At 49.6% G+C, this 24,469-nt stretch carries 24 protein-coding genes; 10 read left to right on the forward strand and 14 right to left on the reverse strand.

What is annotated here, in order from left to right; all coding sequences use genetic code 11:
• Nucleotides 1-44: 44 nt before the first annotated feature.
• The 7 genes from IEY24_RS17420 to IEY24_RS17450 form a co-directional block, all read right to left on the reverse strand.
• Nucleotides 45-563: a phosphoribosyltransferase family protein gene (locus IEY24_RS17420; RefSeq protein ID WP_188934341.1), complete on the reverse strand. Its 519-nt coding sequence runs from the start codon at nt 561-563 to the stop codon at nt 45-47.
• A 60-nt stretch (nt 564-623) separates the two neighbouring features.
• Complete coding sequence (locus IEY24_RS17425) at nt 624-1,328, reverse strand: glutamine amidotransferase-related protein (protein ID WP_188934343.1); 705 nt, start codon at nt 1,326-1,328, stop codon at nt 624-626.
• 2 nt (nt 1,329-1,330) lie between these two features.
• Nucleotides 1,331-2,716, reverse strand: coding sequence for an aldehyde dehydrogenase family protein (locus tag IEY24_RS17430; protein ID WP_188934345.1), 1,386 nt, complete (start codon nt 2,714-2,716; stop codon nt 1,331-1,333).
• Nucleotides 2,717-2,819: 103 nt separating this feature from the next.
• Nucleotides 2,820-3,593, reverse strand: coding sequence for a glucose 1-dehydrogenase (locus tag IEY24_RS17435; protein ID WP_188934346.1), 774 nt, complete (start codon nt 3,591-3,593; stop codon nt 2,820-2,822).
• A gap of 44 nt (nt 3,594-3,637) precedes the next feature.
• Nucleotides 3,638-5,014, reverse strand: coding sequence for a glutamine synthetase family protein (locus tag IEY24_RS17440; protein WP_188934348.1), 1,377 nt, complete (start codon nt 5,012-5,014; stop codon nt 3,638-3,640).
• 28 nt (nt 5,015-5,042) lie between these two features.
• Nucleotides 5,043-5,666 (reverse strand): DUF4230 domain-containing protein, encoded by a 624-nt coding sequence (locus tag IEY24_RS17445; RefSeq protein ID WP_188934350.1) that lies wholly within the window; start codon nt 5,664-5,666, stop codon nt 5,043-5,045.
• A gap of 3 nt (nt 5,667-5,669) precedes the next feature.
• Nucleotides 5,670-6,698: a bile acid:sodium symporter family protein gene (locus tag IEY24_RS17450; protein ID WP_188934352.1), complete on the reverse strand. Its 1,029-nt coding sequence runs from the start codon at nt 6,696-6,698 to the stop codon at nt 5,670-5,672.
• A gap of 187 nt (nt 6,699-6,885) precedes the next feature.
• On the opposite strand from IEY24_RS17450, the gene IEY24_RS17455 reads away from it, so the two are divergent.
• Nucleotides 6,886-7,713 carry a glycoside hydrolase family 16 protein gene (locus IEY24_RS17455; RefSeq protein WP_188934354.1) on the forward strand — a complete coding sequence of 276 codons (828 nt, stop codon included), beginning with the start codon at nt 6,886-6,888 and terminating at the stop codon, nt 7,711-7,713.
• A 32-nt stretch (nt 7,714-7,745) separates the two neighbouring features.
• Here IEY24_RS17455 and IEY24_RS17460 read toward each other — a convergent pair whose 3' ends face one another.
• Both IEY24_RS17460 and can read right to left on the reverse strand, forming a co-directional pair.
• Entirely contained in the window at nt 7,746-8,903 is a 1,158-nt protein-coding gene (locus IEY24_RS17460; RefSeq protein WP_188934356.1) for a PepSY-associated TM helix domain-containing protein, read from the reverse strand.
• Nucleotides 8,904-9,094: 191 nt separating this feature from the next.
• Entirely contained in the window at nt 9,095-9,724 is a 630-nt protein-coding gene (gene can, locus IEY24_RS17465) for a carbonate dehydratase (protein WP_188934358.1), read from the reverse strand.
• 177 nt (nt 9,725-9,901) lie between these two features.
• Between can and ileS the strand changes: the two genes are divergently transcribed.
• The 3 genes from ileS (at nt 9,902) to IEY24_RS17480 (ending at nt 14,870) form a co-directional block, all read left to right on the forward strand.
• Nucleotides 9,902-13,330, forward strand: a complete 3,429-nt coding sequence (gene ileS, locus IEY24_RS17470; protein ID WP_188934360.1) for an isoleucine--tRNA ligase — start codon at nt 9,902-9,904, stop codon at nt 13,328-13,330.
• Nucleotides 13,331-13,450: 120 nt separating this feature from the next.
• A complete protein-coding gene (locus IEY24_RS17475; RefSeq protein ID WP_188934362.1) occupies nt 13,451-14,230 on the forward strand; it encodes a 3-hydroxyacyl-CoA dehydrogenase in 780 nt (259 codons plus the stop codon).
• Between the two features lie 490 nt (nt 14,231-14,720).
• Entirely contained in the window at nt 14,721-14,870 is a 150-nt protein-coding gene (locus IEY24_RS17480) for a hypothetical protein (protein ID WP_188934364.1), read from the forward strand.
• A 14-nt stretch (nt 14,871-14,884) separates the two neighbouring features.
• Here the strand turns inward: IEY24_RS17480 and IEY24_RS17485 are convergent, their stop codons facing one another.
• Complete coding sequence (locus IEY24_RS17485; protein WP_229222515.1) at nt 14,885-15,634, reverse strand: DeoR/GlpR family DNA-binding transcription regulator; 750 nt, start codon at nt 15,632-15,634, stop codon at nt 14,885-14,887.
• 115 nt (nt 15,635-15,749) lie between these two features.
• Here IEY24_RS17485 and IEY24_RS17490 point away from each other — a divergent pair, with 115 nt between their 5' ends.
• Entirely contained in the window at nt 15,750-16,301 is a 552-nt protein-coding gene (locus IEY24_RS17490) for a 5' nucleotidase, NT5C type (protein WP_188934369.1), read from the forward strand.
• On the opposite strand, the gene IEY24_RS33100 is transcribed toward IEY24_RS17490, so the two are convergent.
• The 4 genes from IEY24_RS33100 to IEY24_RS17510 form a co-directional block, all read right to left on the reverse strand.
• Nucleotides 16,291-16,620: a type II toxin-antitoxin system PemK/MazF family toxin gene (locus tag IEY24_RS33100; RefSeq protein WP_188934371.1), complete on the reverse strand. Its 330-nt coding sequence runs from the start codon at nt 16,618-16,620 to the stop codon at nt 16,291-16,293. The genes IEY24_RS17490 and IEY24_RS33100 overlap by 11 nt on opposite strands.
• Complete coding sequence (locus tag IEY24_RS17500) at nt 16,605-16,823, reverse strand: hypothetical protein (protein ID WP_188934373.1); 219 nt, start codon at nt 16,821-16,823, stop codon at nt 16,605-16,607. Before IEY24_RS17500 ends, IEY24_RS33100 begins: the two co-directional genes overlap by 16 nt.
• Before the next feature lie 66 nt (nt 16,824-16,889).
• On the reverse strand, nt 16,890-18,908 hold the full coding sequence (uvrB, locus tag IEY24_RS17505; protein ID WP_188935238.1) for an excinuclease ABC subunit UvrB: 2,019 nt from the start codon (nt 18,906-18,908) through the stop codon (nt 16,890-16,892).
• Nucleotides 18,909-19,002: 94 nt separating this feature from the next.
• Nucleotides 19,003-19,857, reverse strand: a complete 855-nt coding sequence (locus tag IEY24_RS17510) for a cupin-like domain-containing protein (protein ID WP_188934375.1) — start codon at nt 19,855-19,857, stop codon at nt 19,003-19,005.
• A 195-nt stretch (nt 19,858-20,052) separates the two neighbouring features.
• Here IEY24_RS17510 and IEY24_RS17515 point away from each other — a divergent pair, with 195 nt between their 5' ends.
• From IEY24_RS17515 to IEY24_RS17535, 5 genes are all read left to right on the forward strand, one after another.
• On the forward strand, nt 20,053-20,862 hold the full coding sequence (locus IEY24_RS17515; protein WP_188934376.1) for a helix-turn-helix domain-containing protein: 810 nt from the start codon (nt 20,053-20,055) through the stop codon (nt 20,860-20,862).
• Nucleotides 20,863-20,928: 66 nt separating this feature from the next.
• Entirely contained in the window at nt 20,929-21,315 is a 387-nt protein-coding gene (locus IEY24_RS17520; RefSeq protein ID WP_188934378.1) for a VOC family protein, read from the forward strand.
• A gap of 52 nt (nt 21,316-21,367) precedes the next feature.
• Complete coding sequence (locus tag IEY24_RS17525; RefSeq protein ID WP_188934380.1) at nt 21,368-21,706, forward strand: avidin-fold protein; 339 nt, start codon at nt 21,368-21,370, stop codon at nt 21,704-21,706.
• 23 nt (nt 21,707-21,729) lie between these two features.
• Nucleotides 21,730-22,260: a YceI family protein gene (locus tag IEY24_RS17530; protein ID WP_188934382.1), complete on the forward strand. Its 531-nt coding sequence runs from the start codon at nt 21,730-21,732 to the stop codon at nt 22,258-22,260.
• Between the two features lie 130 nt (nt 22,261-22,390).
• On the forward strand, nt 22,391-24,463 hold the full coding sequence (locus IEY24_RS17535; protein ID WP_229222526.1) for a TonB-dependent receptor plug domain-containing protein: 2,073 nt from the start codon (nt 22,391-22,393) through the stop codon (nt 24,461-24,463).
• Nucleotides 24,464-24,469 lie beyond the last annotated feature (6 nt).

Raw genomic sequence — 24,469 nt, forward strand, 5'->3', positions numbered from 1 at the left:
CAAAGCACCAGGAAGGCTCCACAGCGGTGCCTTCCTGGAAAATGCTATTTCAAATAAACGCCCTCTTCCTCCTCCCGGCTCAGTACCACTTCCACGTGCTCTGTAAGTGTGGTACTCAGCGAATATCCGACATAGTGCGCATGAATGGGGAATTTGTGGTGGCTACGATCGACGATCACCGCTACCTGTACCTTTTTCATCGGTACTTTCAGGAACGGTTCCAACGCAAAAGCAAGCGTACGGCCCGTATTCAGTACATCGTCCGCGACAATCACAACCTTGTTTTCGATATTCAGTTCACGATCGAACAGGATCGGGCTCTGCTGATGGATATTTTTGTCAAAACGCAGTTCGATCAGCTGGATGTCCAACGGGGAGATTTCGGTCAATGCTGCCGTAAGTCTTTTGGCGAAAGCAAAACCTTCCCCGGCGATACCGGCGATGATAATGCCCTTTTCCTCAAAATTCTGCTCATATATTTCAAAAGCGATCCTGCGTATTTTCTGGCCCGTCTGGTGGGCACTTAAAATCTGACGCCTGGATACCGTACTGTTCTCGGTCATTGCGGCTATGGGTAAGTTAAAATCTTAGCAACGGTAAAAATAGCAAACCGAAATGCCACTTCATAGCGCAGCGAAATTCTTTAACCAATTCGCAAAGGTCAGCTCATGTACCGGCAATTCCAGGCTCACGATGCCCATTTCCACCTTCGCTTGACCAATGCGCTCGGTGCGGATTTCCATTAGTGCCTTTTCGTAAGGTTTCGTAAACTCGGGGTGCGCCTGTATTCCTACCATGTGCTCACCTACCCTGAACATCCCGACCGGGCAGTCCTGGGTTTCGGCCAGCAGCGTGCTGTCAGGCGGCAGTTCCATTACCTGGTCCTGGCACATCATCAGCAGACTGAACGATTGCCGTGACGGCAACATCCATTCTTCCTGACTTAATACCTGAAAGTTATGCACTCCGACGCACCATCCGACGGTCGATTTCTGCACCTTCCCGCCAAGCGCTTCGGCCAGCATCTGATGCCCAAAGCAAATGCCAAGATATTTTCTCCCCGAGTTATGAATTTCCTTGACAAACGCTCTCAACCGATGAATCCAGGGTTCGTCGTCATAGACCGATGACTTGGAGCCGGTGCAAACATATACCTCACATTCATCTGCCGACGCCGGGAAATGGCCGTTGCAAACATCATAAAATGTAAACGCCCAATCCGGCGCTACCTGCGTGAATAATGCGGGAAACATTTCGCGATAGTCACCTGCGATCGGCAGCAGTTCTTCGCGCACGTGGTCACATTCCAGTAAACCGACTTTTGTCATTTCTACCCTATTTTCAAATGAAAAGACTTAGGCCTGGTAAGCGCCTCGTACCCGACGGTCGAAAGCGTGCAACCACGCCCCGAATTCTTGACGCCCGTCCAAGCTAATGCAGGATCAAGGTAGTCGCAACGGTTCATGAACCAGGTCCCGGTCTCGACTTGTTCGCCGATCTGCAATGCTGCGTCCACGTCCGAAGTCCAAATCGAAGCCGTAAGACCGTATTGGCTGTCGTTCATCAGGCGAATAGCCTCCTCGTCGCCGGAAACGGGCATTATGCCGACTACGGGCGCGAAAGTTTCCTCCGTCATGATGTCCATGGAATGGTTTACATTCACAAGCACCTGTGGAGCAAGGTAAGGTGTTCCCGTCTGATGTGCTGGAAACAGTGCAGGATCAATTAATGCGGTAGCACCCTGTGCAATGGCGTCATCAATTTGCTTTTGCGCAAAATTGGCCGCGGAGGTTCTCACCATCGGACCAAGTGTCGTTTCTGAATCCAGCGGATCGCCCAGAACATAAGTCTTAGTCAGTTCCTCAAATCCTTTAACAAATTCATCATAAACAGCCTGATGCACGTAAATACGCTCGATGCCGCAGCACGACTGGCCCGAATTGAAGAAAGAGCCATCCACAAGATTTTCCACGGCATCGGCGAGGTTCGCATCCGCGCGTACATATGCCGGGTCCTTACCGCCCAATTCGAGGCCTCCAATAATAAAACGCTCATTGATAGCCTTCTGAACTGCATGACCACCCTCCACAGAGCCGGTAAACGCCACGTAGTCTACTCGCCCGTCACCAATCACCTGTGCTACCTGATCGTGGCTCAAATGCAAGTACTGAAACACGCCCTCGGGCAGTCCCGCGTATTCGAACGCAGCGGCATAGCGCTCCGCACAAAGCGGTGTCTGCTGTGCATGCTTCAATAGCACCGCATTGCCCGACAAAATCGCAGGTATCACTGAGTTTACCGAGGTGAGGTATGGATAATTCCATGGAGCGACCACGAATACTACGCCCAGCGGCTCTCTTTTTACAAATCTCTTAAAGCCCGGAATTTCATCAACTTCTACATCAGCGAGCGCTTTTTCAGCAACCGAAATCATATAATTAGCTCTTTCCTGGAAACCGCGACGGATCTCATTTGCCGTATAACGAACCGGCCGCCCCATTTGCCGGGTCAATTCGAGACCGATTTCATCGGCATTGTTCAGAAAGTATTCGACTGCCTTGCGACAAATTGCCTCCCGCTCGGCCAGCGTCGTTTTTTTCCACTCCTTTTGTGCGGCAATCGCATTTTCCAAAGCAGCCTCCACAGCCGCCGCATTCGCCAGTTCGCGCTCCACATACACAGAGCCATCGATAGGGCTTATTGTTTTTTGAATCATTTTTTGAAAGTGAGAAAGGGGAGGAAAGGGGGGAAGGAGGAAAGGATCAGAAATAGGAAACTTCTTCCATCCTCCCCTTCCTCCCTCCTCCCTTTCCTCCTATTTACAATGGAGTTACATAAGCCGAAGTAATTCCGCCGTCGACCAGGAAGTCGGTACCGGTAACGAAAGACGCCTCATCCGAAGCGAGGAACAATGCGGCATAGGCCATTTCCTTGGCTTCACCGAAGCGGCCCATGGGAATATGTACGAGGCGGCGCTGTTTCTTTTCTTCGGTATTCAAAAACTTCATGAGCAGCTCCGTACGCAGCGGGCCGGGGCATAATGCGTTCACACGGATATTCTCGCGCGCATGTATGACCGCAAGCTCGCGTGTGAGCGCCAGTACCGCGCCTTTACTCGCCGTGTAGGCCACCTGCGGCGTGGCTGCGCCCAAGATTGCGACAAATGATGCAGTATTAATAATAGAACCTCCCCCGGCGCGCTGCAATGCCGGTATACCGTATTTGCATCCCAGAAAAACACCTTTCGCATTGATATTCATCGTAAGGTCCCAGATAGCCTCCTCGGTGGTAACGGCATTGTCGTCATCGCTGTGCATGATGCCGGCGTTATTGAAAATAATGTTCAACTTCCCGAATTTCTCTTCCGTGAAAGCCACCGCAGCCTCACAATCAGCGGCTTTGGACACGTCAGAATGCAGAAAATAGGCTTCGCCACCATTTCTGACAATTTCATCGGCTGTCTCCTGACCAGCCGCGTCATTCACATCGGTTACGACAATTTTAGCTCCTTCTTTGGCAAACAAAATGGCCGTTTCCCGACCGATCCCGCCGCTCCCACCTGTAATGAGGGCGACCTTGTTTTCTAAGCGCATGGGGTTGGATTTTAATGTTATGGTTTAATAAATAGTAATTGAGTCTAAATCTGTTCAAAATACCGCTTCCGCTCCCAATCCGTTACGGAAGTGTCGTATGCGTGCTGTTCCGTTTTGAAAAAATGGGTGTAATGTTCCACGACCTCTGCGCCGAAAGCTTCTTTCGCAAACGAACTGTTTTCAAATAATGCAATGGATTCCGCTAACGTATAAGGCACACGAGGCAAATGCGCGGCTGCGTAAATGTCTCCAACGAAGCACTCCGGCGGTTCGATACGGTTTCTGATGCCATCCAACCCGGAGGCCAGCGATGCTGCAAATGCGAGGTAAGGGTTGCAATCCGCACCCGGAATACGGCATTCGATACGCAGGCTTGGGCCACTGCCTACCACCCGGAAACCAGCCGTGCGGTTGTCGTAACTCCATGCCAGCCGAGTAGGCGCCCAGGAGCCATCTACGAAACGTTTGTAGGAATTGACGGTCGGGGCGTAGAACGGCATTACATCGGGCACGTGTTTGATCCAGCCACCCAGGAACCAGCGGAAAATATCCGAGCCTTTTACAGGACCGAATTGCTGGTCCCCGTCGAAGATATTTTTGCCATTTTTCCACAAACTCATGTGAATATGACTACTCGAACCCGCCTGATCCGTCGCAAACTTTGCCATGAATGTCACCGAAAGACCCATGGCGTCGGCTACTTCTTTCAGGCATTGCTTGTAAACGACATGGTTATCGGCCATCGAGAGTACGTCGGCATATTTCACGTTTAGTTCGTGCTGCCCCAGGCCCCATTCGCCCTTCGAAGTCTCGACTGCTATGCCTGAATTTTTCAAATGCCTGCGCGCTGCCGATGTGAATTTTTCGTTCCGCGTGCCTTGCATGATATGATAATCTTCCAGGTAATATCCCGCCGGGCTCAGGTTCTGGTAGTTTTGCTGAAATGCCTGCTTATAGCTGTTTTCGAGCAGGTAATATTCCAGCTCGGAAGCGGCAAAGCATTCCATTCCGTCGCCGGAGAGGGCATCCAGTTGCTTTTTCAAAACAGACCTGGGGGCAATGGATTCCAGCCGATGCGATTTATCGTTATGAACGTCACAGATCACCAGCGCCGTTTTTTCGAGCCAGTCAGCAACCCGTAATGTCGATAAATCCGGTACCATGTGAAAATCGCCGTAGCCCAGCTCCCAGTTGGCGTAGCGGTAACCCGGCACCGGATCCATGGCCATGTCGGTTGTAAGCAGGTAGTTGCAACCGTGCGTACCCGATTTGGAAACCGAATCGAGAAAAAAATCGGCGTCGACGCGCTTCCCCATCAGACGGCCGTAATGGTCCGTAAATGCTACAACAATTGTTTCGATCTCCCCTCCCCCAATCTTGCCCGAAAGTTCATCCAGCGTCAAAAATCCTTTTTTACTCATCAGAAAGGGTTGGTTTAGCGCATTGATATTATCGCAACTTGTCTACTTTGGCATTCATTGGAAATTTAAGCACCACCTTTTTACCCGAAGCTTTTTCAAGCATTGGGGTCAATATCTTTTGGGCATTCTCCTTGGTCTGATCCAGGATACCCATGTCGAGGGCCGATTTTTGGATCTGCTTTTCGGCTTGTTTGTAAGCCTCCTGCACCAGCTTCGCCTCGTCGGTAAATGCATATTCCGTATTGTAAACCTTTGATTTACTATGGTCTATTTTAAAAACACAAAGCTCCGGCTCGGGCATATTGATCACCAGCGTTTCGGCGTCGGAGCTAATATCTTCCATTGAAATCTTAGCCAGGTCCACACAACCAATTGCTTCGCCCTGCACGATCAGGATCGCTTTGGCATTAGGCAGCCACATTTTTACAATTTCCTGCTCCACTACGTCCTTGAAATTGTATTTCACTACTTCCAGCTTGCCCATCGAGCTGATTTCCTGCAAAACCACCGTATGCATTGTTTCGACCTTATCCTCCCCGCCGAGCCATTCGGGGAGCCAGGGGCCGGTCCGGAAACCCGACCATAATGCATTGATCCCCGCCAAAAGTAAAATCAGTACTACCAGCCGCACCAGCCACGATATGATCCGCATACATTATTTTTTAAGTACAAAATCCTCCGCTACTTCAAGTTCCCGGGCTACCCGCTGTGCAATGATGCTCGCTGCGATCAGTTGTAAAGCATGGTAAAGCATGATCGGCAGGAGCATTAAGCCCGCTTCCGGCCCCGCGAACAGCACTTTCGACATCACCGCACCCTGCACCAGCGATTTTTTGGAACCACAGAATACCGCGGTAACCTTATCTTCCCGGTTGAAATGCAGCAAACCGCTGATGAACGTCAGCAGAAAATAGATCCCGAAAAACAGCGCGAGCATTCCTATCCCTAAAAATACAATTTCTTTTATTCCAAGCGAATCGAATAGGTGCTCTCCGAACGATTCGCAAAAAGAAGTGTAAACGATCAGCAAAATCGACGACTGATCGAAATAGCGGATGTACTTTTTGTGGCGCTCCGCGAAATGGCCCCAACGCTTGTTGAGCACAATTCCGGCAAATACCGGCAATAATACTTGTATGGACAGCTTTCCGACTACCGAAAGGAGATCAAAATGTCCGGCGCTGGCTTGCCCTGAGCCAGATTCCAGCACGAGGCCCATCCATAGCGGCGTGATGAAAACGCCGATAAGGCTCGAAATACTGGCATTGAATATCGCCGCCGGGACATTACCGCGCGCAATAGACACCATTACTACCGACGACGAAACGGTGGACGGGAGGACCGTCAGAAAAAAGATCGCCAGCCACATGGTTTGCCCTTCCCCATTCTGAAAAAACGGTCTGAATGCCAGTGCAAGCACGGGAAAAAGTACAAATGTCGACAAGTGTACCATCACGTGCAGCCGCCAGTTCACGAGTCCGGCTTTCAGCTTTTCGGGACTGAGACGGAGGCCATAAAAGAAGAATATGACTGAAACGGCATAGGTAGAAACCGTAGAGAGATGAAGCGGGCTGTGCTGCATACCCGGTGCGGGCCAGAGCCACGCGAGCAGGATCATGCTGAGCAATGCGAGCATAAAACCGTCCAGGCCGGCTTTTTTGGCAGTATCAATGAATTTACGCATATCAAAAATAACGTCAGCCGACAAAAGCGGCGGCAAACGGTTGCTTACAAGAAAAAGGAAAACCGTCAGAAATAAAAACCCGGCACGGCGATTAATAGTGTCAATTCTTTTCAAATTGCCATTTCGGGTAAATGAGCGGCTCCCGCCACTTTCCCAGATAACATCAAGGAACAACAACCGACTACCAATGACTACTCCTGATAAACTGCTTCTGACGATCATCATGGCTCTCATCACACTGACGCCGACCACAGCCCAATACAAGCTAATATGGGCCGACGAATTCGACTACGACGGCGCACCCGACCCGAATGTGTGGCAGCCCGAAAAAGGTTTTACCCGAAACCACGAAGACCAGTGGTACCAGGGTGATAATGCCTATTGTAAAGGCGGTTACCTGATTATCGAGGCAAAAAAAGAGCGTGTCAAAAACCCCAATTACAAGCCGGGCAGCAATAACTGGAAAGAAAGTCGCGAATATGCCGAATACACCTCGGCCAGCATCATTACCCGCGGCAAAAAGAGCTTTCAATACGGCCGTTTCGAAATGCGCGCCAAAATCGACACGCGCTCAGGGATTTGGCCCGCTTTCTGGACGCTGGGCGATCAGGGCGAATGGCCGGATAACGGCGAGATCGATATTATGGAGTTTTACAGGGGCATGTTGCTCGCTAACCTCGCCTGGGGCTCGAATGAGCGCTATAAACCTGTTTGGAATACCAATAAAAAACAGATCAGCACGTTCGGGGATCCGGATTGGTCGTCGAAATTCCACGTCTGGCGTATGGATTGGGACGAGCATTCAATCAAAATCTATGTGGATGACATGCTGATGGCCTCACAGGACCAGGCAAAGGCTGTTAATGCTAAAAACAAAGACATTACGCCGTTTAAACAGCCGCATTACATCCTGCTGGGCATGGCATTGGGGGGCGACAACGGCGGCGATTTGTCCAAAACAGAATTCCCTGCCCGGTTTGAAGTGGATTATGTAAGAATTTACCAAAAGCAGTAGACCATTCCGGCGGCGGAATCTGGGCGATCCCATCACACTGCCGTTTTCATCACTGGAACGCTCTTCCTTACCTTTTTTGGAGCCTTCTTCCTTCTGCCCCACCAGATCACAAAGCCGGTAACGGGTAATGAAGCGCAGATCAGGCTGGCAAAGAATACGAGAATCTTGCCCGGCAACCCAAGGATAGCGCCCGTGTGGATGTCGTAATTCATCCGGCGGAGTGTGTTTGCGAAGTTGGCCTCGCTGTATTTGCCGGTATAAGGGCCAGTTGCCTGAATTTTTTTGACCGAATATTGATCGAAATAATTATAATCGACATTGTAGTAAGTGCCTTCCCGGAAGTTCACATAAGAGAAAATCGACTCTGCTTTCTCGGTAGGGAAGGAAATATTGAGGGTCGAATATTTGGGATATTCGTTTTGTAATTGCAACCATGCCTTGTCCACAGCCTGCATCGGGCCGGTTACCTGCGTGGTTGAAATAGTGTCGGAAGTCGGGTTGTAATATATATCCGATCCCTGCCCGCCTGTGACTTTATAAAGTCCTTGCGAAAACCACTGGAAGCCCCAAACAAGCCCGGTTAAGGCCAGAATCACGCCGATTGACATGATATAGAAGCCCAAAACATTATGCAAATCGTAGTTTTTCCGTCGCCACGCCGCATTCCATTTGATCGAAAAACGCTGTCTGGCGGCAGATTTGTTTTTGGGCCACCAAAGCACCATCCCGCTGATCATCATGAAAAAGAAAACGAGCGTAGCCGAAGCAGTTACCGGCTGGCCGATCTTTTCAGGCAACCATAGGTAATAATGCCCGTGGAGAATGAAATGGAAGAAATCGTCGTCCTCATTCCAGACGTGCTCCAATTTCCCGGTGTATTGGTTGATATAGGCGACGTAATAATATTCGGGATCGAGGTTGTAAAAACCTACCTGTGCATTGCGATCGGGCGTATCGTAAAGCACCCCTTTGGCCACCTTGCCGGGCAGCGCCTTTTTAGCGATCTCTGCGAGCTCCGACGGAGGCAGCACCTTCCCGCCTGTCGGGCCTTTTACAAACATATAGGGCTGCGTAATGCTTTTGATTTCCTGCTCAAATGCCAGGATACACCCCGTGATGGAAATGATGAACACCATAATGCCGGAGATAAGTCCCAGGTACAGATGGAGTTTTCCAATCAGTTTCTTCATCGATTCGTCGCCAGTTATCTTATTTAGACTCAATTAAGACTACGAATATAGGGCGAACGATGTGAACTACCAAAAAGGGAGGAAACGGATGAAAGGGAGGATGGGGAGGATGGAAGAAGGAGGAAGAAAAGCCTCACTCCTCATTTTCCCTCCTCCCTTTCCTCCTTCCTCCCTTTCCTCCCACAAAAAAATCAGAAATCGTAACGATAAATCCCCTCCACCTTCGTATTCGGCGGCATATGGGCCAGGGTTTTCAAAAGTCCGTCGTGCAGGCCGAACACCCAGCCGTGGAGGTGCAGCTCCTGTCCCTGGTGCCACGCCCCCTGTACAATGCTCGTCTGCGCAAGGTTGTGCACCTGCTGGATTACATTCAGTTCCACCAGACGGTCGAAACGCTTTTTCTCGTCCTCGATCGCATCCAGCTCGGTGGCGAACTTGTCGTACACATCTTTGATATTATGAAGCCAGCGATTGATCAGGCCCAGGTCCTTGTGCATCATCGACGCTTTCACGCCGCCACATTGGTAATGCCCGACAACCAATATATGCCTCACTTTCAACACCTCCACGGCATATTGCAACACGCTGAGCATGTTCATATCCGTATGTACCACCAGGTTGGCTACGTTGCGGTGTACAAACATTTCACCGGGCTGCGAACCTGTCAGGTCTTCGGCAGGTACGCGGCTGTCGGAACATCCGATCCAGAGAAAATCCGGTTTCTGGTCTTTGGCCAGGTTATCAAAATATGTTTCGTCAACTTCGAGTTGCCTGGCGGCCCAGGTTTTATTGGCTGATAACAGGGTGTTGATAAGTTCCATTTCGCGATTGATGATTGAGGCACCAAAATAATACAATCTCCGTCAGATTCATTCAAAAGCGTACATCCTTTTAGCGGAAAAAAATCCGTAATTTTGCACTCTTAAAATCCGGAGAGGGTTATAAATAGTGCTATTTACATGACCAGCCAGGGCAAACGCCCGACGCTAACAACCCATATGAAATACAACGAATATAAAAATCTGAGTTACCCGCAAATCGGGGACGAAGTACTGAAATTCTGGAAAGACAAGAAGATCTTTGAAGCATCGGTAGAAACTCGCGAGGGCTCCCCTACTTTCACATTTTATGAAGGACCGCCGTCGGCCAACGGTACGCCGGGCATTCACCACGTAATGGCGCGGGCGATCAAGGATATTTTCTGCCGTTACAAAACTTTGCAGGGCTTTCAGGTGAAGCGTAAAGGCGGCTGGGACACGCACGGTCTGCCGGTCGAGCTACAAGTGGAAAAAGAACTCGGCATTATCAAGGACGATATCGGAAAGAAGATTTCGGTAGCGGATTATAACGAAAAATGCCGCCAGACGGTCATGAAATTCACCGACCAGTGGAATGACCTGACCGAGAAAATGGGTTACTGGGTTGACCTCGACAATCCTTATATTACCTACAAAAGCGAATATATCGAAAGCCTCTGGCATCTGCTCAAAAAGCTATATGACAAAGGTTTACTCTACAAAGGCTATACGATCCAGCCATATTCACCGGCTGCCGGAACGGGTCTGTCGTCGCACGAACTGAACATGCCCGGCACGTATAAAGACGTGAAGGATACTACCATTGTGGCCATGTTTAAGGTCAAAGATGCTGCTAAATGGGAAGCATTGGCGGGTTCCGCCGACCTGGATATCCGCATTCTGGCCTGGACGACCACGCCCTGGACGCTTCCTGCGAACTCCGCATTGACCGTGGGTGGCAATATTGATTATGTGTTGGTTAAAACCTTTAATCCTTACACGCACGAGCCTGTGGCCGTTGTGCTTGCGAAGGATCTGGTAGGCAAATATTTCTCCGAAAAAGGCCACAACGGCGATTTCGAAGGCTATGCGGCCAGTGATAAAAAGCTGCTTCCCTGGACAGTTTTAAATGAGTTCAAAGGCAAAGCCCTGGAAGGCATCGAGTACGAGCAACTGCTGCCTTACATTCAACCGGAGACTCCCGCTTTCCGTGTCATCCTCGGCGATTTCGTAACTACCGAAGATGGTACCGGCGTAGTGCACACCTCTCCTACCTTCGGCGCGGACGACTTCCGGGTTGCACAGGCAAATGGTATCCCGCCCATTATGGTGAAGGACGAAAACGGCAAAGAAGTGCCTATCGTAGATCGCCAGGGCCGTTTTGTGAAAGAAATCACGGATTACGCAGGCCGTTTTGTAAAACCTGAATATTACTCCCAGGCCGAACAGGACGATCCCGAGTTCCGCCCGACCGACGTGCTGATCGCCATCAAACTGAAAGAAGAAGGCAAAGCATTTAAAGTCGAGAAATACGAACACCCCTACCCGCATTGCTGGCGTACGGACAAGCCGGTGCTTTACTACCCGCTCGACAGCTGGTTTATCCGCACCACTGCTGTGAAAGACCGGTTGGTAGAACTGAATAAAAGCATCAACTGGAAACCCGAAAGTACCGGTACCGGCCGCTTTGGCAACTGGCTTGAAAACCTGGTTGACTGGAACCTCTCGCGCTCGCGCTACTGGGGCACGCCGCTGCCGATCTGGCGGAACGATTATGGCGATGAGGTATGCATCGGCTCGATCGAAGAACTGAAAGACAAGCTGGAAGAAGCCATTATTTCCGGCCACCTTACCCGCGAGCAGGCATTGCACAACTCGGATTATCTGCAAAAACTGGAACATGGCGACTACGACCTGCACCGTCCATATGTGGATGATGTAGTGCTGATAGGTAAAACAGGCCACATCATGCACCGCGAACCGGACCTGATCGACGTTTGGTTCGACTCCGGCGCGATGCCATACGCACAATGGCATTATCCGTTTGAAAACCAGGAAGTCTTCAACCAAGCCTACCCTGCCGACTTTATTTCGGAAGGTGTAGACCAAACCCGCGGTTGGTTTTTCACATTGCACGCCATTGCGGGAATGCTGTTCGACTCGGTTGCGTTCAAGAATGTGGTCTCGACCGGCCTGGTACTTGATAAGAACGGCAACAAAATGTCGAAACGTCTTGGCAATGCCGTCGACCCGTTTGCGACCCTGGCACAATATGGCCCAGATGCGACACGCTGGTATATGATCACCAATGCGGAGCCGTGGGATAACCTGAAATTCAATATCGACGGCATCGGCGAGGTACAGCGCAAGTTCTTCGGAACGTTGGTGAATACCTACAATTTCTTTGCATTGTATGCGAATCTCGACGGTTACGAGTTCCACGAAGCGAATTCTGTACCTATCGAAAAGCGCACTGAGCTCGACCGCTGGATTTTATCGAAGCTGAATACATTGATCAAGGAAGTTGGCGAGCAATTCGACGATTACAATCCGACCAAAGCGGGCCGCCTCGTGCAGGATTTCGTTACCGACCAGCTTTCAAACTGGTATATCCGCCTCAACCGCCGCCGCTTCTGGAACCCATCGGCTGAGCAAGGCGAAGGTTTGACCAACGACAAAGCAGCTGCCTACGAGACATTGCACCATTGTTTGGCAACCGTTTCGCAGCTTATGTCGCCCATCGCACCTTTCTTTGGAGAATGGTTATATAAAAACCTGACGGACAGCGATCGCGAAGCGTCTATTCAGCACAATGCGCCATTCAAATACGACTCGGTGCATTTGACATACTGGCCGAAAATCGAGGCAGAAGTAGTCGATACCGACCTGGAAGAGGCAATGGACCTCGCGCAGCGCATTAGCTCGCTTGTTCACTCGATCAGGAAAGGACATAAGCTGAAAGTACGTCAGCCATTGTCCAAAATCCTGATCCCTGTTCTAAGTGATAAAACGAAACGTCAGATCGAGCAGGTAGCTTACATTATCCTTTCGGAAGTGAATGTGAAGCACATCGAGTTCGTACACGACGACAGCGGCATTTTGAAAAAGAAAATCAAACCTAACTTCAAAACACTCGGACCTAAATTCGGACCGAAAATGAAGGAGGTAGCCGCGGCCATTTCCGCGATGGATGAAATTCAAATCCGTGAAATCGAAGCCAGCACCGCCATTACGCTGCCATCTACCAGCGGGCCTATCGAAATCGCATTAACGGACGTGGAAATCATCGCCGAAGACGTTCCAGGCTGGCTTGTTGCGAGCGAAGGCGGCCTGACCGTTGCCCTCGACATTACCGTTACCGAAGACCTGCGCCTGGAAGGTATCGCCCGTGATTTCGTAAATCGTGTGCAGAATCTCCGCAAAGACAGCGGTTTTGAAGTAACCGACAAGATCCGCATTACCTTACAAGACAACAACGGCCTGCTCGCCAGCGCAGTAACCGCTAATAAAGACTACATCTGCCAGGAAGTACAAGCCCTGGACCTCAACCTAGTCGGCGACCTTAATGGAGAAGCGACGGAAATCGAGATGGATGAGTTTTTGTTGAAGGTGAAGATTGAGGTTGTGTAGATGAAACTTCCGTTTCAATGATAATAAAAAGGCGTCCCACGAGTGTGACGCCTTTTTTACGCATATATAAATTGTCACAATTTTTGGGAAGTCAGCACAAAAATCTTAGTTTTATCCAATATGCAATTCCAAACCTCCACAGCCCTCATCACCGGCGGCGCCTCCGGCCTTGGAGAAGCGACTGCACGGCTATTCATAAGTCAGGGAGCCAAAGTTGTTGTCCTGGACTTACATGAAACGGCTGGACAAGCGCTGGAAAACGAATTTCCAGGCCTGCTTAAATTCATCAGAACCGACGTAACCAGCGAAAGCGAAGTCCAGAATGCGCTGGACATTGCCCTGCAAACCTTTGACGGTATTCAAATCGTGGTCAACTGCGCCGGCATCGCTCCCGCGCGCAAGATCGTAGGCAAAGCGGATGGCATTTACGGCCCGCATTCTTTTGAGCTTTTTGAAAAAACGATTCGTATTAATCTCATCGGCACATTCAATGTAATGCGGCTGGCTGCATTTGCAATGGAGAAGAATGAGCCAAATGCGGAAGGTGAGCGCGGCGTAATCATCAATACGGCTTCCGTGGCAGCCTATGACGGCCAAATGGGGCAGGTAGCTTATGCCGCGAGCAAAGGCGGGATTGTGAGTATGACGCTACCCGTTGCGCGGGATCTTGCAAAATCCGGCATTCGCGTAATGGCCATCGCACCGGGACTTTTTGAAACACCTTTACTAATGGGATTGCCGGAAGAAGCCCGCATTTCATTAGGACAACAGATTCCGTTTCCCTCGCGACTTGGAAAGCCTTCCGAATATGCATTACTTGCTAAATCCATTGTGGAAAATCCGATGCTGAACGGCGAGGTAATTCGTTTGGACGGGGCCATCAGAATGGCTCCCAGATAGTTAAAATCAACCGATAATGAGAGGACGCTACTTCTTAAAATGGTTATTCCTGACAGTTTTGTCTGTCAGTACCCTCCATTTTAGGGAGATCGCAGGTGTTGGCCCCTATAAAACTGAGCAAGTCTATGCTGTTCAGCGCGTTAGTCAATGGCAAAGCCTATTCAGCCTTAAAAACCTCAAACCCGCTGGAAACCGGCCCTTTGCTTTTACCTGTTTTAAAAACCAGCAACACGCACATCTTACTTACCTTTCGAATAAGCTAAGTAGCTCCATCACGCAGCATCCCGATTTCCACTTCACCCGGGTGCCTGGCTGCGTTCACATTCAAAATCAGCATTTCCGGAGCCGTACGCGCTCGGCTGACCCCCATTCCATTTTCCTATCGTAATCCGGCGTCCCGCATTTCGCGGATGCCTCTAACGATGCGCCCGGGGCGCATTTGGGCCAGGCTATGAGCTTAGCCTGGCATTTCATTTAAATCGATTGGAAAATGGGAATCAAACGAACCGTATTCTTCCTGCGGAAATGGCTTCTCAGGATGGCTATTTCGTTTATGCTCGGGTTTTCGAATGCCATTAATCAGGACACGAAGAGCATCGACGATACTTCTTTTAAAATTGAAGAAACTACTAAAAAATAAACGGCGCCCGGGAATCAGACTAAACTGATTCCCAGCTTCCGGTAAATATTAAACTCTTCGTTTTCAGCCTCTTTATCAGTAATAATCATGGATAACCGTTCTGTCGGACAAACATAGTAGGCCTCGGCAGTACCCAGCTTTTCAGTAGTTGCTAATGCAATTACTTCCTTCGACGATTCAATCATAGTCCTCTTCACTTCGCTTTCCTCGAAATCAGGGCCGGTGACGCCCAGCTCGGTGTGAATGCTGCAAATGCCGAGCAGACAAATATCTGCCCGGAACTTTTTGAAAAACTGCATTGCATCATTGCCGATCGTGACAAACGAGTCTTTGAGCAAACGCCCTCCGGCAAACAGCACTTCAACGTGCTCATGCTCTTCCAGAATCGAGGCAATAGGGAAACTATTAGTGATAACCGTCAGTTTCAGGTCTTTCGGAAGCATTTGGGCGATCAGCATTGCTGAAGTACCGCCGTCGAAGATTACTACCTGGCCGTCTTTGAGAAACTGTAACGCCTTTTTTGCAATAATCTGCTTTTGATCATTGTCATATTTGACCCTATCGCGGAAATGGTGCGGGCCTGGTGAATGCGGCACTGCACCCCCTCGTACCGATTTGAGCAAGCCCTGGTCGGCCAGCTCCTTGATATCCCGCCTGACAGTGTCCTCTGACACATTCAAAAGTGTGCTCAGATGCCCCAGATAGACTTTCTGATCATGCCCCAACTGATCCAGTATGATCTGGAAACGTTCTTCTTTTAACATAGGTACCCCAATTATGTTTGCAAATTTAACAAACATTTCAAATTTAATGTTGCAAAATATTGCATAGTAATTTTATATTTGTTGCAAATAATTGCAAATACTAATTTCTTTCGTCATGAAAAAATCGATTGCGGTGGATATGGATAATGTCATCGTCGACATTGAAGCTAACTGGATCAACTGGTACGCAGACGCTTTTGGGATAAGAATTACGAAACAGGATATGCACGGCATTCCCGAAGACCAGGCCTTTCCGGACCCGTTAGCCGCGCGGAGCCTGATTTACAAACCTGGATTTTTCCGTAATGCACCCGTCATTCCCGGATCGCAGGAGGCCATCATCAAATTGCAAGAAAACTACGAAGTCTACATCGTATCCGCTGCCATGGAGTTCCCAAATTCTCTGTCTGAAAAACACGACTGGCTAGCCGAACACTTTCCCTCGATCCATTGGAGAAACATCATTTTCTGCGGAGACAAAAGTGTGATCAACACCGATTACCTCATCGACGATCACTTTAAAAACCTCGATTTTCACAAAGGAAAGCCTATTCTATTCACCGCAGGGCACAACAGGGGAATCAATAGGCATACCCGGGTGAATAGTTGGGAAGAGGTGTTGGAGCTGCTGGAACATTTGGAAGAACGTCAGCAGATTACCGAATAATCTTAATGATCGTCTGAGTAACATCATTGATTATCTCCGTCTTGACCAATCCAGCTCTACGGACAACGATATTTCTATCAGCCGTGAATAGGCGAGTGGGTCTGATAAAACTGTTAACCGGGAGCGACCCATTCATAAAATCTATTACCAGCAATGGGATTGCGTAAATATCTTTGGAGCTCTGTGAAGTAATCTGGCATAGCAGGAGATCATCGCCCGGCAAATCGGCAACGACTAGCGCAGGGCGCCTTTTAGAACCAGACAAGTCGGAGAATGGAAAGGGGATAACTACAACTTCACCTTTTACAAATTTTGCCATGCTTCATCTTCTTCCTCGGTCAGCCAGTCTTTTTCAAGGGTTTTCTGGCTGGCATAGTGTGTTAAAATTAGGTCTTGCTCAACACCTTCCTCCACAAAATCACTGACCGTGAACGCGATCACCTCTACCTGCTTTCCGACAAATGAAGCAGGAACTTCCAGCAAGATGTTGGTATTTTCCGGTGTAATCAGTGTTCTGATCATGAGATAGTTGATAGACGCCTGATAAATTTAAGCAATTATCCGCATTTCACAATTTTGCGGCGCGGGTCACCCCTGCTCCTGCACCCGCGCCTTCAATTGCAGCAGTTCATCCCGCAACCGTGCAGCTTCCAGAAAGTCCAGATCCTTCGCGGCGGCTTCCATTTTACGCTGGGTTTCGGCAACGAGTTTTTGTAAATCGGTTTTACCCATGTATTGAACGACAGGATCAGCTGCAATGCGGACTTCATCCGGCTCAACGTATATTTTGCGAACCTTGGAATCGGCCACAGAAGTCTGCTCCATAATGGCCTCTTTGGATTTCCGAACGGTTCTTGGCGTGATGCCGTTCTCCATATTGTAATCCATTTGAATGCTCCGGCGACGATTTGTTTCATCGATCGCAAGCTGCATTGAGCCGGTGATGGTATCCGCATACATAATCACCTTCCCGCGGTCGTTACGCGCCGCGCGGCCGATGGTCTGGATCATGGAGCGGGTATCACGGAGGAAACCCTCTTTGTCTGCATCCATAATGGCCACGAGCGATACTTCGGGCAAGTCGAGCCCCTCGCGGAGGAGGTTTACGCCCACCAGCACATCAAATATGCCAAGGCGCAATTCCCGTAATATTTCCACGCGGTCCAATGTCTTCACTTCCGAGTGAATATAGCGACATTTGATACCGACGCGGTCGAGGTATTTGCTCAGCTCTTCGGCCATCCGTTTCGTCAAAGTGGTTATCAGAACGCGGTCGCCCAACTTAATGCGTTCATTTATTTCTTCCAGCAGGTCGTCGATCTGGTTCAGGCTTGGCCTCACTTCAATTTCGGGATCCAGCAGACCGGTAGGACGTATAATCTGCTCAACGACAACACCTTCCGACTTTCTCAGTTCATAATCCGCAGGCGTGGCGCTTACAAAAATGGTTTGCGGCGTCATGTCTTCGAACTCCTGGAATGTCAGCGGCCGGTTATCCAGTGCCGATGGCAGCCGAAAACCGTATTCCACCAAAGCCTCTTTACGCGAGCGGTCGCCGCCCCACATGGCGCGGATCTGCGGCATCGTCACGTGGCTTTCGTCGACCACCATCAAAAAATCCTCAGGAAAATAGTCGAGCAGACAGAATGGGCGTTGCCCGGGCATTCGACGATCGAAATAGCGGGAATAGTTCTCGATGCCGGAGCAATAGCCCAGTTCGCGCATCATCTCCATATCAAACTCGGTACGCTCTTTCACGCGTTCGGCCTCCGCAAGCCTTCCTTCGGCAATAAAATACTTGATCTGATTTTGCAGATCGTCCTGTATTTCTTTAATGGATTGGTTCAGAACATCGCGACCGGTAACGAACAGGTTTGCCGGAAAAATGGCGATCGCTTTTTCAGAAGACAGCTTCTTACCTGTCTCGGGCTCGATGCGCTGGATCTCCTCGATTTCATCCCCGAAAAAGATAAAACGGTAAGCAAAATCCGCATAACCCGGAAAAACATCGACCGTATCGCCTTTTACGCGGAAAGTCCCGCGATTGAATTCTACTTCCGTCCGGCTATAAAGGATTTCCACAAGCCTGAACAGAAACTGGTTGCGGCTTACCACATCGCCGAGCTTGGCGCTCACGATGCTTTTTTTGTATTCCAAAGGGTTTCCCGCACCATAAATACAAGAAACCGACGCCACCACGATCACATCCCGGCGCCCGCTCATGAGCGACGAGACAGTGTGCAAACGCAGCTTTTCGATCTCCTGATTGATCATCAGGTCCTTTTCAATGTAGGTATTGGTGGTGGAAATGAATGCCTCAGGCTGGTAATAGTCGTAGTAGCTGATAAAATACTCGACGGCATTGGTGGGAAAAAACTGCTTGAACTCGCCGTAAAGCTGGGCTGCCAGCGTTTTATTGTGGCTCAGTACGAGGGTCGGCTTGTTCACGTGCGATACCACATTGGCCACCGTGAATGTCTTCCCTGAACCCGTCACCCCAAGTAAGGTCTGGGCAGGTTCTCCGTTTTCAATTCCTTGTATTAGTTGTTTGATCGCCTCCGGCTGATCGCCCGTTGGCTGGTATTCTGAAGTGAGTTCGAAGTTCATAGCTAGTCGTAAGGCAATATCAAGGGAACGCATTTCAAAGATAGATTAGTTTCCTTGAAATGCGTCGCCGGGCGTCGATCCGCGCCTTATTACCTTATGCTTGCTTTTGCACCAATTCCTGTGCGTTTTCGACTGCTTTCTTTTCTTTCCAATGCTGCCAGTCGATACCGAGGAGTTTAGTCATGCTTTTATCTACAAAAGTATGACGAACCAGGTTCATGCCACCCCGGACTGCCGTGAAAATGGAATTGTTCGCGCGCAATGCGAGGCTGAAACCGCCATCCACATAGCGGATATAATGCCACCAGAGCGAAGGAATGAAGATCGTCTCCCCATGATGAAGAATTGTTTCGTAACCGGTTGCGCCCTTCAATGCCGGGAACTTCTCGTAATCCGGATCAAGCGGGTTCACCTTGCTCATGACAGTGAACGGGTGGTGGTAAAGCCTGCGGCTTTCTTCGGGAGAGAATAAAATAACCTGCTTGCGGGTCTGGAACTGCGTCAGGAACACATTTGAGCAGTCCATATCGTAGTGCAGGTTCGTAATCGAACCTTCTCCACCAAAAAATACAAATTTGTAAGATTTCAGAAAGCCATCCATGATCGTCGGAAAACGGATATCGTCCGCGAGCTCAGGGATTTTTTTAAAAATGTCGAAAAGGAAAATCCGGAGATCGGTCGGGCCTTTTTCTATGAGGCTCAGGTAATCGCCGAATTTCATCGTTTTGGCAATCTGGAAATATTTGTCGGCGTCGTGGATGTGGTTATCTACCAGGGGAACATCCAGGCTCCCGTGGTTTTCCCGAAGCCATTCGAAAGTCCATTTCTGAACCGCCGGCCAATCTTTCGCCAGGTCGGTAAACACCACCGGGCGGCTTGGTTTTAAGTAATTCTCGATGAATTCTTCGCGCGTAAGTCCGGTGCGCTTCTCTATGGGCACTAATTTCATAGCAAGAAACTGAGTAGGTAATCGACTATTTATTGAATACCGTTACATTTTCAACTATAACGGGAGGATAACCGCCAGGGTTTCAAACCGGCCAAAATATCCGGTCAAATGTATTAAAGAGATTTCAAAAATATAAATTTCGTAGAATATAATAAAAGAATGCCCTTAACGCAGATAGACTAAATAGGCTAGTTCATGAAATATTTCACAATACTCCCGCCAGCCGACCTTGCTCGGTACGTCCGCTTCTTCTGGGTCCTGGAACACGACCTCGCCGACGCCGAAGCCTACTTCCACCGGACTATGGCCGACGGATGCGCGGAAATGGTATTTCATTTCAAAGGCCGTTTCGACGAACTCTTGAAAACCGACCAGTCGGAGCTTTCCTTCCGCTCGGGCATTCATGGGCAATCACAATCCTTCCGGCGATTCCGGATTGGCGAGGATTTCGGGATCTTCGGGGTATACCTCTACCCTTTCGCTATTCCAGCGCTTTTCGGCATCCCCGCGGCGGAACTAAGCAATCAGATGCCCGACCTAGCCACGTTCTTAGGTAATGCGGGAATCGAACTCGAAGAACGTGTCATGCTCGCGACCGATCATCCCGAGCGCGTTCATATTGTCGCAGAGTTTCTGAGGAAACGCATTCGCAGCCACGAGGTGCATGAACCGGCGGTTTTTTCGGTGATCAGCAGCGTGATCCGTTCCAACGGGCTGGCCAAAATCCCGGAGCTTGCGGCGCAAAGTTTTCTGTCTACCCGGCAATTCGAACGAAAATTTCTGGCATTCTCAGGTTTCAATCCGAAGCTGTTCAGCCGGATTATCCGGTTCCACTCGGCCCTTAATGAATACGGCAATAAGGAAAAATCACTCACGGAAATCGCCTACGAATGCGGCTATTACGACCAATCGCATTTCATTCACGACTTCAAGGCATTCTCCGGAGAGCACCCAAAAACCTATTTCTCCGGCAACGCGGAAGGGACAGGTTACCGCGATGCATGATGTCGTATTTTTCCAATTTCAGGGCCGGCAGCCCGGCTACTTTTGTTTAAATCAAAAACAAAAATCATGAGCAATGTAAAAATCCCGAACGGCCACCAGGCCGTAATCCCTTATCTGATGCTGGACGGCGCCGCCAGATTTAAAGAATTTACCACCAATGTATTTGATGGCACAGTATCCGCCACGCACTACCAGGAAGATGCGCCCGAGATGATCAAACACGCAGAAGTTTCCATCAGCGGCAGTGTCATCATGTTCTGCGATGCACGCGCCGAATGGCCCGCGCAACCCGCAAACCTGTTCGTTTATGTGGAGAATGCCGACACCAGCTACGAGAAAGCCCTGCAATCCGGCGGCACAAGCATTATGCCACCCGCCGATCAGGAGTATGGCCGGAGCTGCGGCGTATCCGACCCGTGTGGCAATACATGGTGGATCACCTCCGTTCTTTGATCGAAATGCCGTCTTAATACCTATATTTGGCGCATTAAGACGGCAATTCCCTATGATCAATTATAACAACAAAGTATTCGTCCCATTGTCCAATTCCGAAAACGGTGAGGTAGATCTGGGCATGCAATTTGTGTATCAACAATCGGGCAATATAGTGACCTCTACGTACGCAGGCGGGCGCATTCGCAGCGGGCATCTGATCGCACTCGTAGACGAGCACGGAAACCTGGATATGCGCTATCACCAGGTGAATGACAAGGGCGAGATCACGACGGGCATTTGTAAATCGACGCCTGAGCAACTTCCGAACGGTAAAATCCGTATGCATGAAAAATGGCAATGGACTTCCGGCGACCGCTCAGAAGGCGAATCCTTGCTGGAAGAACTCTGATATGCATCCAAACTAAAACTTACATGCGACTCCTACTTACATTATGCGTCATGGCCACGGTTTTTGCCGGCCATGTTTCCGCTCAAACGACCAAAATCGTTTCCGGTTCCACCAAGTTCAGCGTGAAGTTCATCCTCGGCACCTGCAACGGCACATTCGACGCGCCGCGCGGGGAGGCTGTTTTCAATGAGAAAAACCCGGAAAATGCTTCGTTCGATGTCAAAATTGCTGCTGGCACGTTCAAAACCAACAACAACTCGCGGGATAAAGATTTGAAGGGCGACAAATATTTCTGGGTCGAGAAATATCCCGATATCCATTTCAAATCTTCCAAAGTCGAGAAGAAAGGCGATAAGTACCAGGCCACCGGCACCCTGACGATGCGCGATGTTTCCAAAACCGTCGCGCTTCCCTTCGATGCTAAAAAGAATGCCGACGGCAGCTATTCCCTCACAAGTTCCTTCGACATCAACCGCCTCGATTACAAAATCGGCGAAAAGGACTGGAAACTGAAAGACATTGTCACGGTCAATCTCCAAGCGACGATCAAGTAACAATCTGTCGCATTATTAATCCCCGTTCCGGAGTATCAATTTCTTATTCACAAAAAATATTTCATTGTAATTGTAATTAGTCTAAATAATATTTTCCTTTGCAATTATAATTAGTCTAAATTAATCTTCCGTGAAATATTATTTTACCGTCACTTTGATATTGCTGGTAATCAGTAGTCTGATGGCTCAGGAGGGAAGTGGCGTTCCTACGTCCAGAGTCGACGCTACAAAGGCCTCGGATACAACACGATCTTTGAATGAGGTCGTAATTACCGGGCAATCTGAACCGCAATCGCTACGAAACTCGGTGTACCAGGTGCGCACGATCGACAGCGAGCGCATTCGCCTGCGAGGCGCGACCAATTTGCAGACTATCCTCAATACCGAGCTTGGAATACGGTTTTCCAATGATCTAACCCTTGGCACCAGCGATATTCAACTGATGGGCATCACGGGCCGCGGTATCAAAATCCTCCTCGACGGCATTCCGCTCACCGACCGGGGCGATAGCCGCGAAAGTCTGGGGCAGGTGGACATCAACACCATTGAAAAAATCGAAATCGTCGAAGGCCCGATGTCGGTCATATACGGAACAGATGCATTGGCGGGAGTGATCAATATCATCACCAAAAAGGCGCAAGACGGTTCTTCGATCACCGTGAATGCGCGGTTACAGGAAGAGACAGCGGGCGATGAATACAACGCATTAACCAAAAAAGGAACTCATAACCAAGGCGTCGGCGTCACCTGGCAGAATGCCTATTTGCAGCTATCCGGCAATGTGACCCGAAATAACTTTGGCGGGTGGCAAGGTGCCTCCACAGGACGTGCCCAAGCCTGGAAGCCCAAAGACCAGATGCTCTACACCGCGGGCACCCGGTTTACAGGCAAGCAATGGAACGTCTGGTATCGCTTCAACGGCACCGACGAAACCATCACAAGCCTGGGCAACTTAAACCTCTTAAAAGAAGCTGGTGATCAAGAATATATCAGCAAACGCTGGCTCCATCAGGTGCAGTCGGAATGGAAGGTCAATGAGAAATTGAGCCTTACGGCTGTCGGCTCCTATACCGACTATTCGCGCAGGACTTTAAGCACGAAGATCGATTCAACCGGCCGGCGTACATTGTCCCTCGAACCCGGCTCGCAGGACAAATCTATTTTCACCACTGCATTTTTCCGTGGAACGGCCTTTTACAAAGCCGGCGATCATCTTTCGGTATTAGCCGGAATCGATTTTTCGAACAATAATGCCTCCGGCGCGCGCGTCAATGGCACGCCTACCATTAATGAATATGCGCTGTTTGTAGCTCCTGAGATCCGTTTCGGGCAGTTTTTCAAACTTACACCCGGTTTACGGTTCCTGAAAAATTCGATTTATGATGCTCCGCCCGTAATCCCGTCGCTGAACGGTAAACTTATATTGAGCAAATCGCTGGATTTCCGTTTCGGGTATGCACGCGGGTTTCGCTCTCCTGCGCTACGCGAGCTGTATTTTGATTTTCATGACGCATCACATTCCATTAATGGTAATGTCAACTTGAAAGCCGAATACTCCAACAGTTTCAACTCCTTCCTCGTCTGGCAGGCCGTCAGCCGCGAAGAGCTCCGCATTAACTCCACATTAGGCGGGTTTTACAATGTTTTCCACGACCTTATCGACACCGCCATCGATCCGAACGACCGGACGCAGACAACCTATCTGAATATCCATTTATTCAAGACCACAGGGTTTTCGTTCGATAACAAGCTATTCTGGAAAAACCTGCAAGCGACAGTCGGGGCAACTTATATTGGCCGATACAATGAATTTTCGGCATCGCCGCAAGATTTCGGCTCGCTGCCCGAGTTTGTCTGGTCAACGGAAATTAACGCAAACCTGCTTTATACTTTCAAAAAAGCGGGTGCGAGTATTAATCTATTCTACAAATTCTCCGGCAAGCGCCCCATCTACGAGACCGCCGACCAGGTCAATATTCATCTGGCCGAAACCGAAGGCTTTCACATGGCCGACCTGACGTTTAGCAAGACACTGGGCCAGTACGTCAATCTGCTGGGGGGGATTAAGAACCTTTTCGACGTGACCAACCTGCAAAACACCTCAACCGACACCGGCGGCGCACATAGCACGGGCGGCGCGGTACCGATGTCATTCGGTCGGTCGTATTTCCTCGGCCTCGTTTTTCAATGGACAAAGCATTAACAATCA

The organism is Dyadobacter endophyticus (assembly GCF_014641595.1).
GTDB classification, from domain to species: domain Bacteria; phylum Bacteroidota; class Bacteroidia; order Cytophagales; family Spirosomataceae; genus Dyadobacter; species Dyadobacter endophyticus.

Coding starts and splice junctions, on each gene's coding strand:
- IEY24_RS17420 (WP_188934341.1), bottom strand. CDS start 563: ATGACCGAGAACAGTACGGTATCCAGGCGTCAGATTTTAAGTGCCCAC.
- IEY24_RS17425 (WP_188934343.1), bottom strand. CDS start 1,328: ATGACAAAAGTCGGTTTACTGGAATGTGACCACGTGCGCGAAGAACTG.
- IEY24_RS17430 (WP_188934345.1), bottom strand. CDS start 2,716: ATGATTCAAAAAACAATAAGCCCTATCGATGGCTCTGTGTATGTGGAG.
- IEY24_RS17435 (WP_188934346.1), bottom strand. CDS start 3,593: ATGCGCTTAGAAAACAAGGTCGCCCTCATTACAGGTGGGAGCGGCGGG.
- IEY24_RS17440 (WP_188934348.1), bottom strand. CDS start 5,014: ATGAGTAAAAAAGGATTTTTGACGCTGGATGAACTTTCGGGCAAGATT.
- IEY24_RS17445 (WP_188934350.1), bottom strand. CDS start 5,666: ATGCGGATCATATCGTGGCTGGTGCGGCTGGTAGTACTGATTTTACTT.
- IEY24_RS17450 (WP_188934352.1), bottom strand. CDS start 6,698: ATGCGTAAATTCATTGATACTGCCAAAAAAGCCGGCCTGGACGGTTTT.
- IEY24_RS17455 (WP_188934354.1), top strand. CDS start 6,886: ATGACTACTCCTGATAAACTGCTTCTGACGATCATCATGGCTCTCATC.
- IEY24_RS17460 (WP_188934356.1), bottom strand. CDS start 8,903: ATGAAGAAACTGATTGGAAAACTCCATCTGTACCTGGGACTTATCTCC.
- can (WP_188934358.1), bottom strand. CDS start 9,724: ATGGAACTTATCAACACCCTGTTATCAGCCAATAAAACCTGGGCCGCC.
- ileS (WP_188934360.1), top strand. CDS start 9,902: ATGAAATACAACGAATATAAAAATCTGAGTTACCCGCAAATCGGGGAC.
- IEY24_RS17475 (WP_188934362.1), top strand. CDS start 13,451: ATGCAATTCCAAACCTCCACAGCCCTCATCACCGGCGGCGCCTCCGGC.
- IEY24_RS17480 (WP_188934364.1), top strand. CDS start 14,721: ATGGGAATCAAACGAACCGTATTCTTCCTGCGGAAATGGCTTCTCAGG.
- IEY24_RS17485 (WP_229222515.1), bottom strand. CDS start 15,634: ATGTTAAAAGAAGAACGTTTCCAGATCATACTGGATCAGTTGGGGCAT.
- IEY24_RS17490 (WP_188934369.1), top strand. CDS start 15,750: ATGAAAAAATCGATTGCGGTGGATATGGATAATGTCATCGTCGACATT.
- IEY24_RS33100 (WP_188934371.1), bottom strand. CDS start 16,620: ATGGCAAAATTTGTAAAAGGTGAAGTTGTAGTTATCCCCTTTCCATTC.
- IEY24_RS17500 (WP_188934373.1), bottom strand. CDS start 16,823: ATGATCAGAACACTGATTACACCGGAAAATACCAACATCTTGCTGGAA.
- uvrB (WP_188935238.1), bottom strand. CDS start 18,908: ATGAACTTCGAACTCACTTCAGAATACCAGCCAACGGGCGATCAGCCG.
- IEY24_RS17510 (WP_188934375.1), bottom strand. CDS start 19,857: ATGAAATTAGTGCCCATAGAGAAGCGCACCGGACTTACGCGCGAAGAA.
- IEY24_RS17515 (WP_188934376.1), top strand. CDS start 20,053: ATGAAATATTTCACAATACTCCCGCCAGCCGACCTTGCTCGGTACGTC.
- IEY24_RS17520 (WP_188934378.1), top strand. CDS start 20,929: ATGAGCAATGTAAAAATCCCGAACGGCCACCAGGCCGTAATCCCTTAT.
- IEY24_RS17525 (WP_188934380.1), top strand. CDS start 21,368: ATGATCAATTATAACAACAAAGTATTCGTCCCATTGTCCAATTCCGAA.
- IEY24_RS17530 (WP_188934382.1), top strand. CDS start 21,730: ATGCGACTCCTACTTACATTATGCGTCATGGCCACGGTTTTTGCCGGC.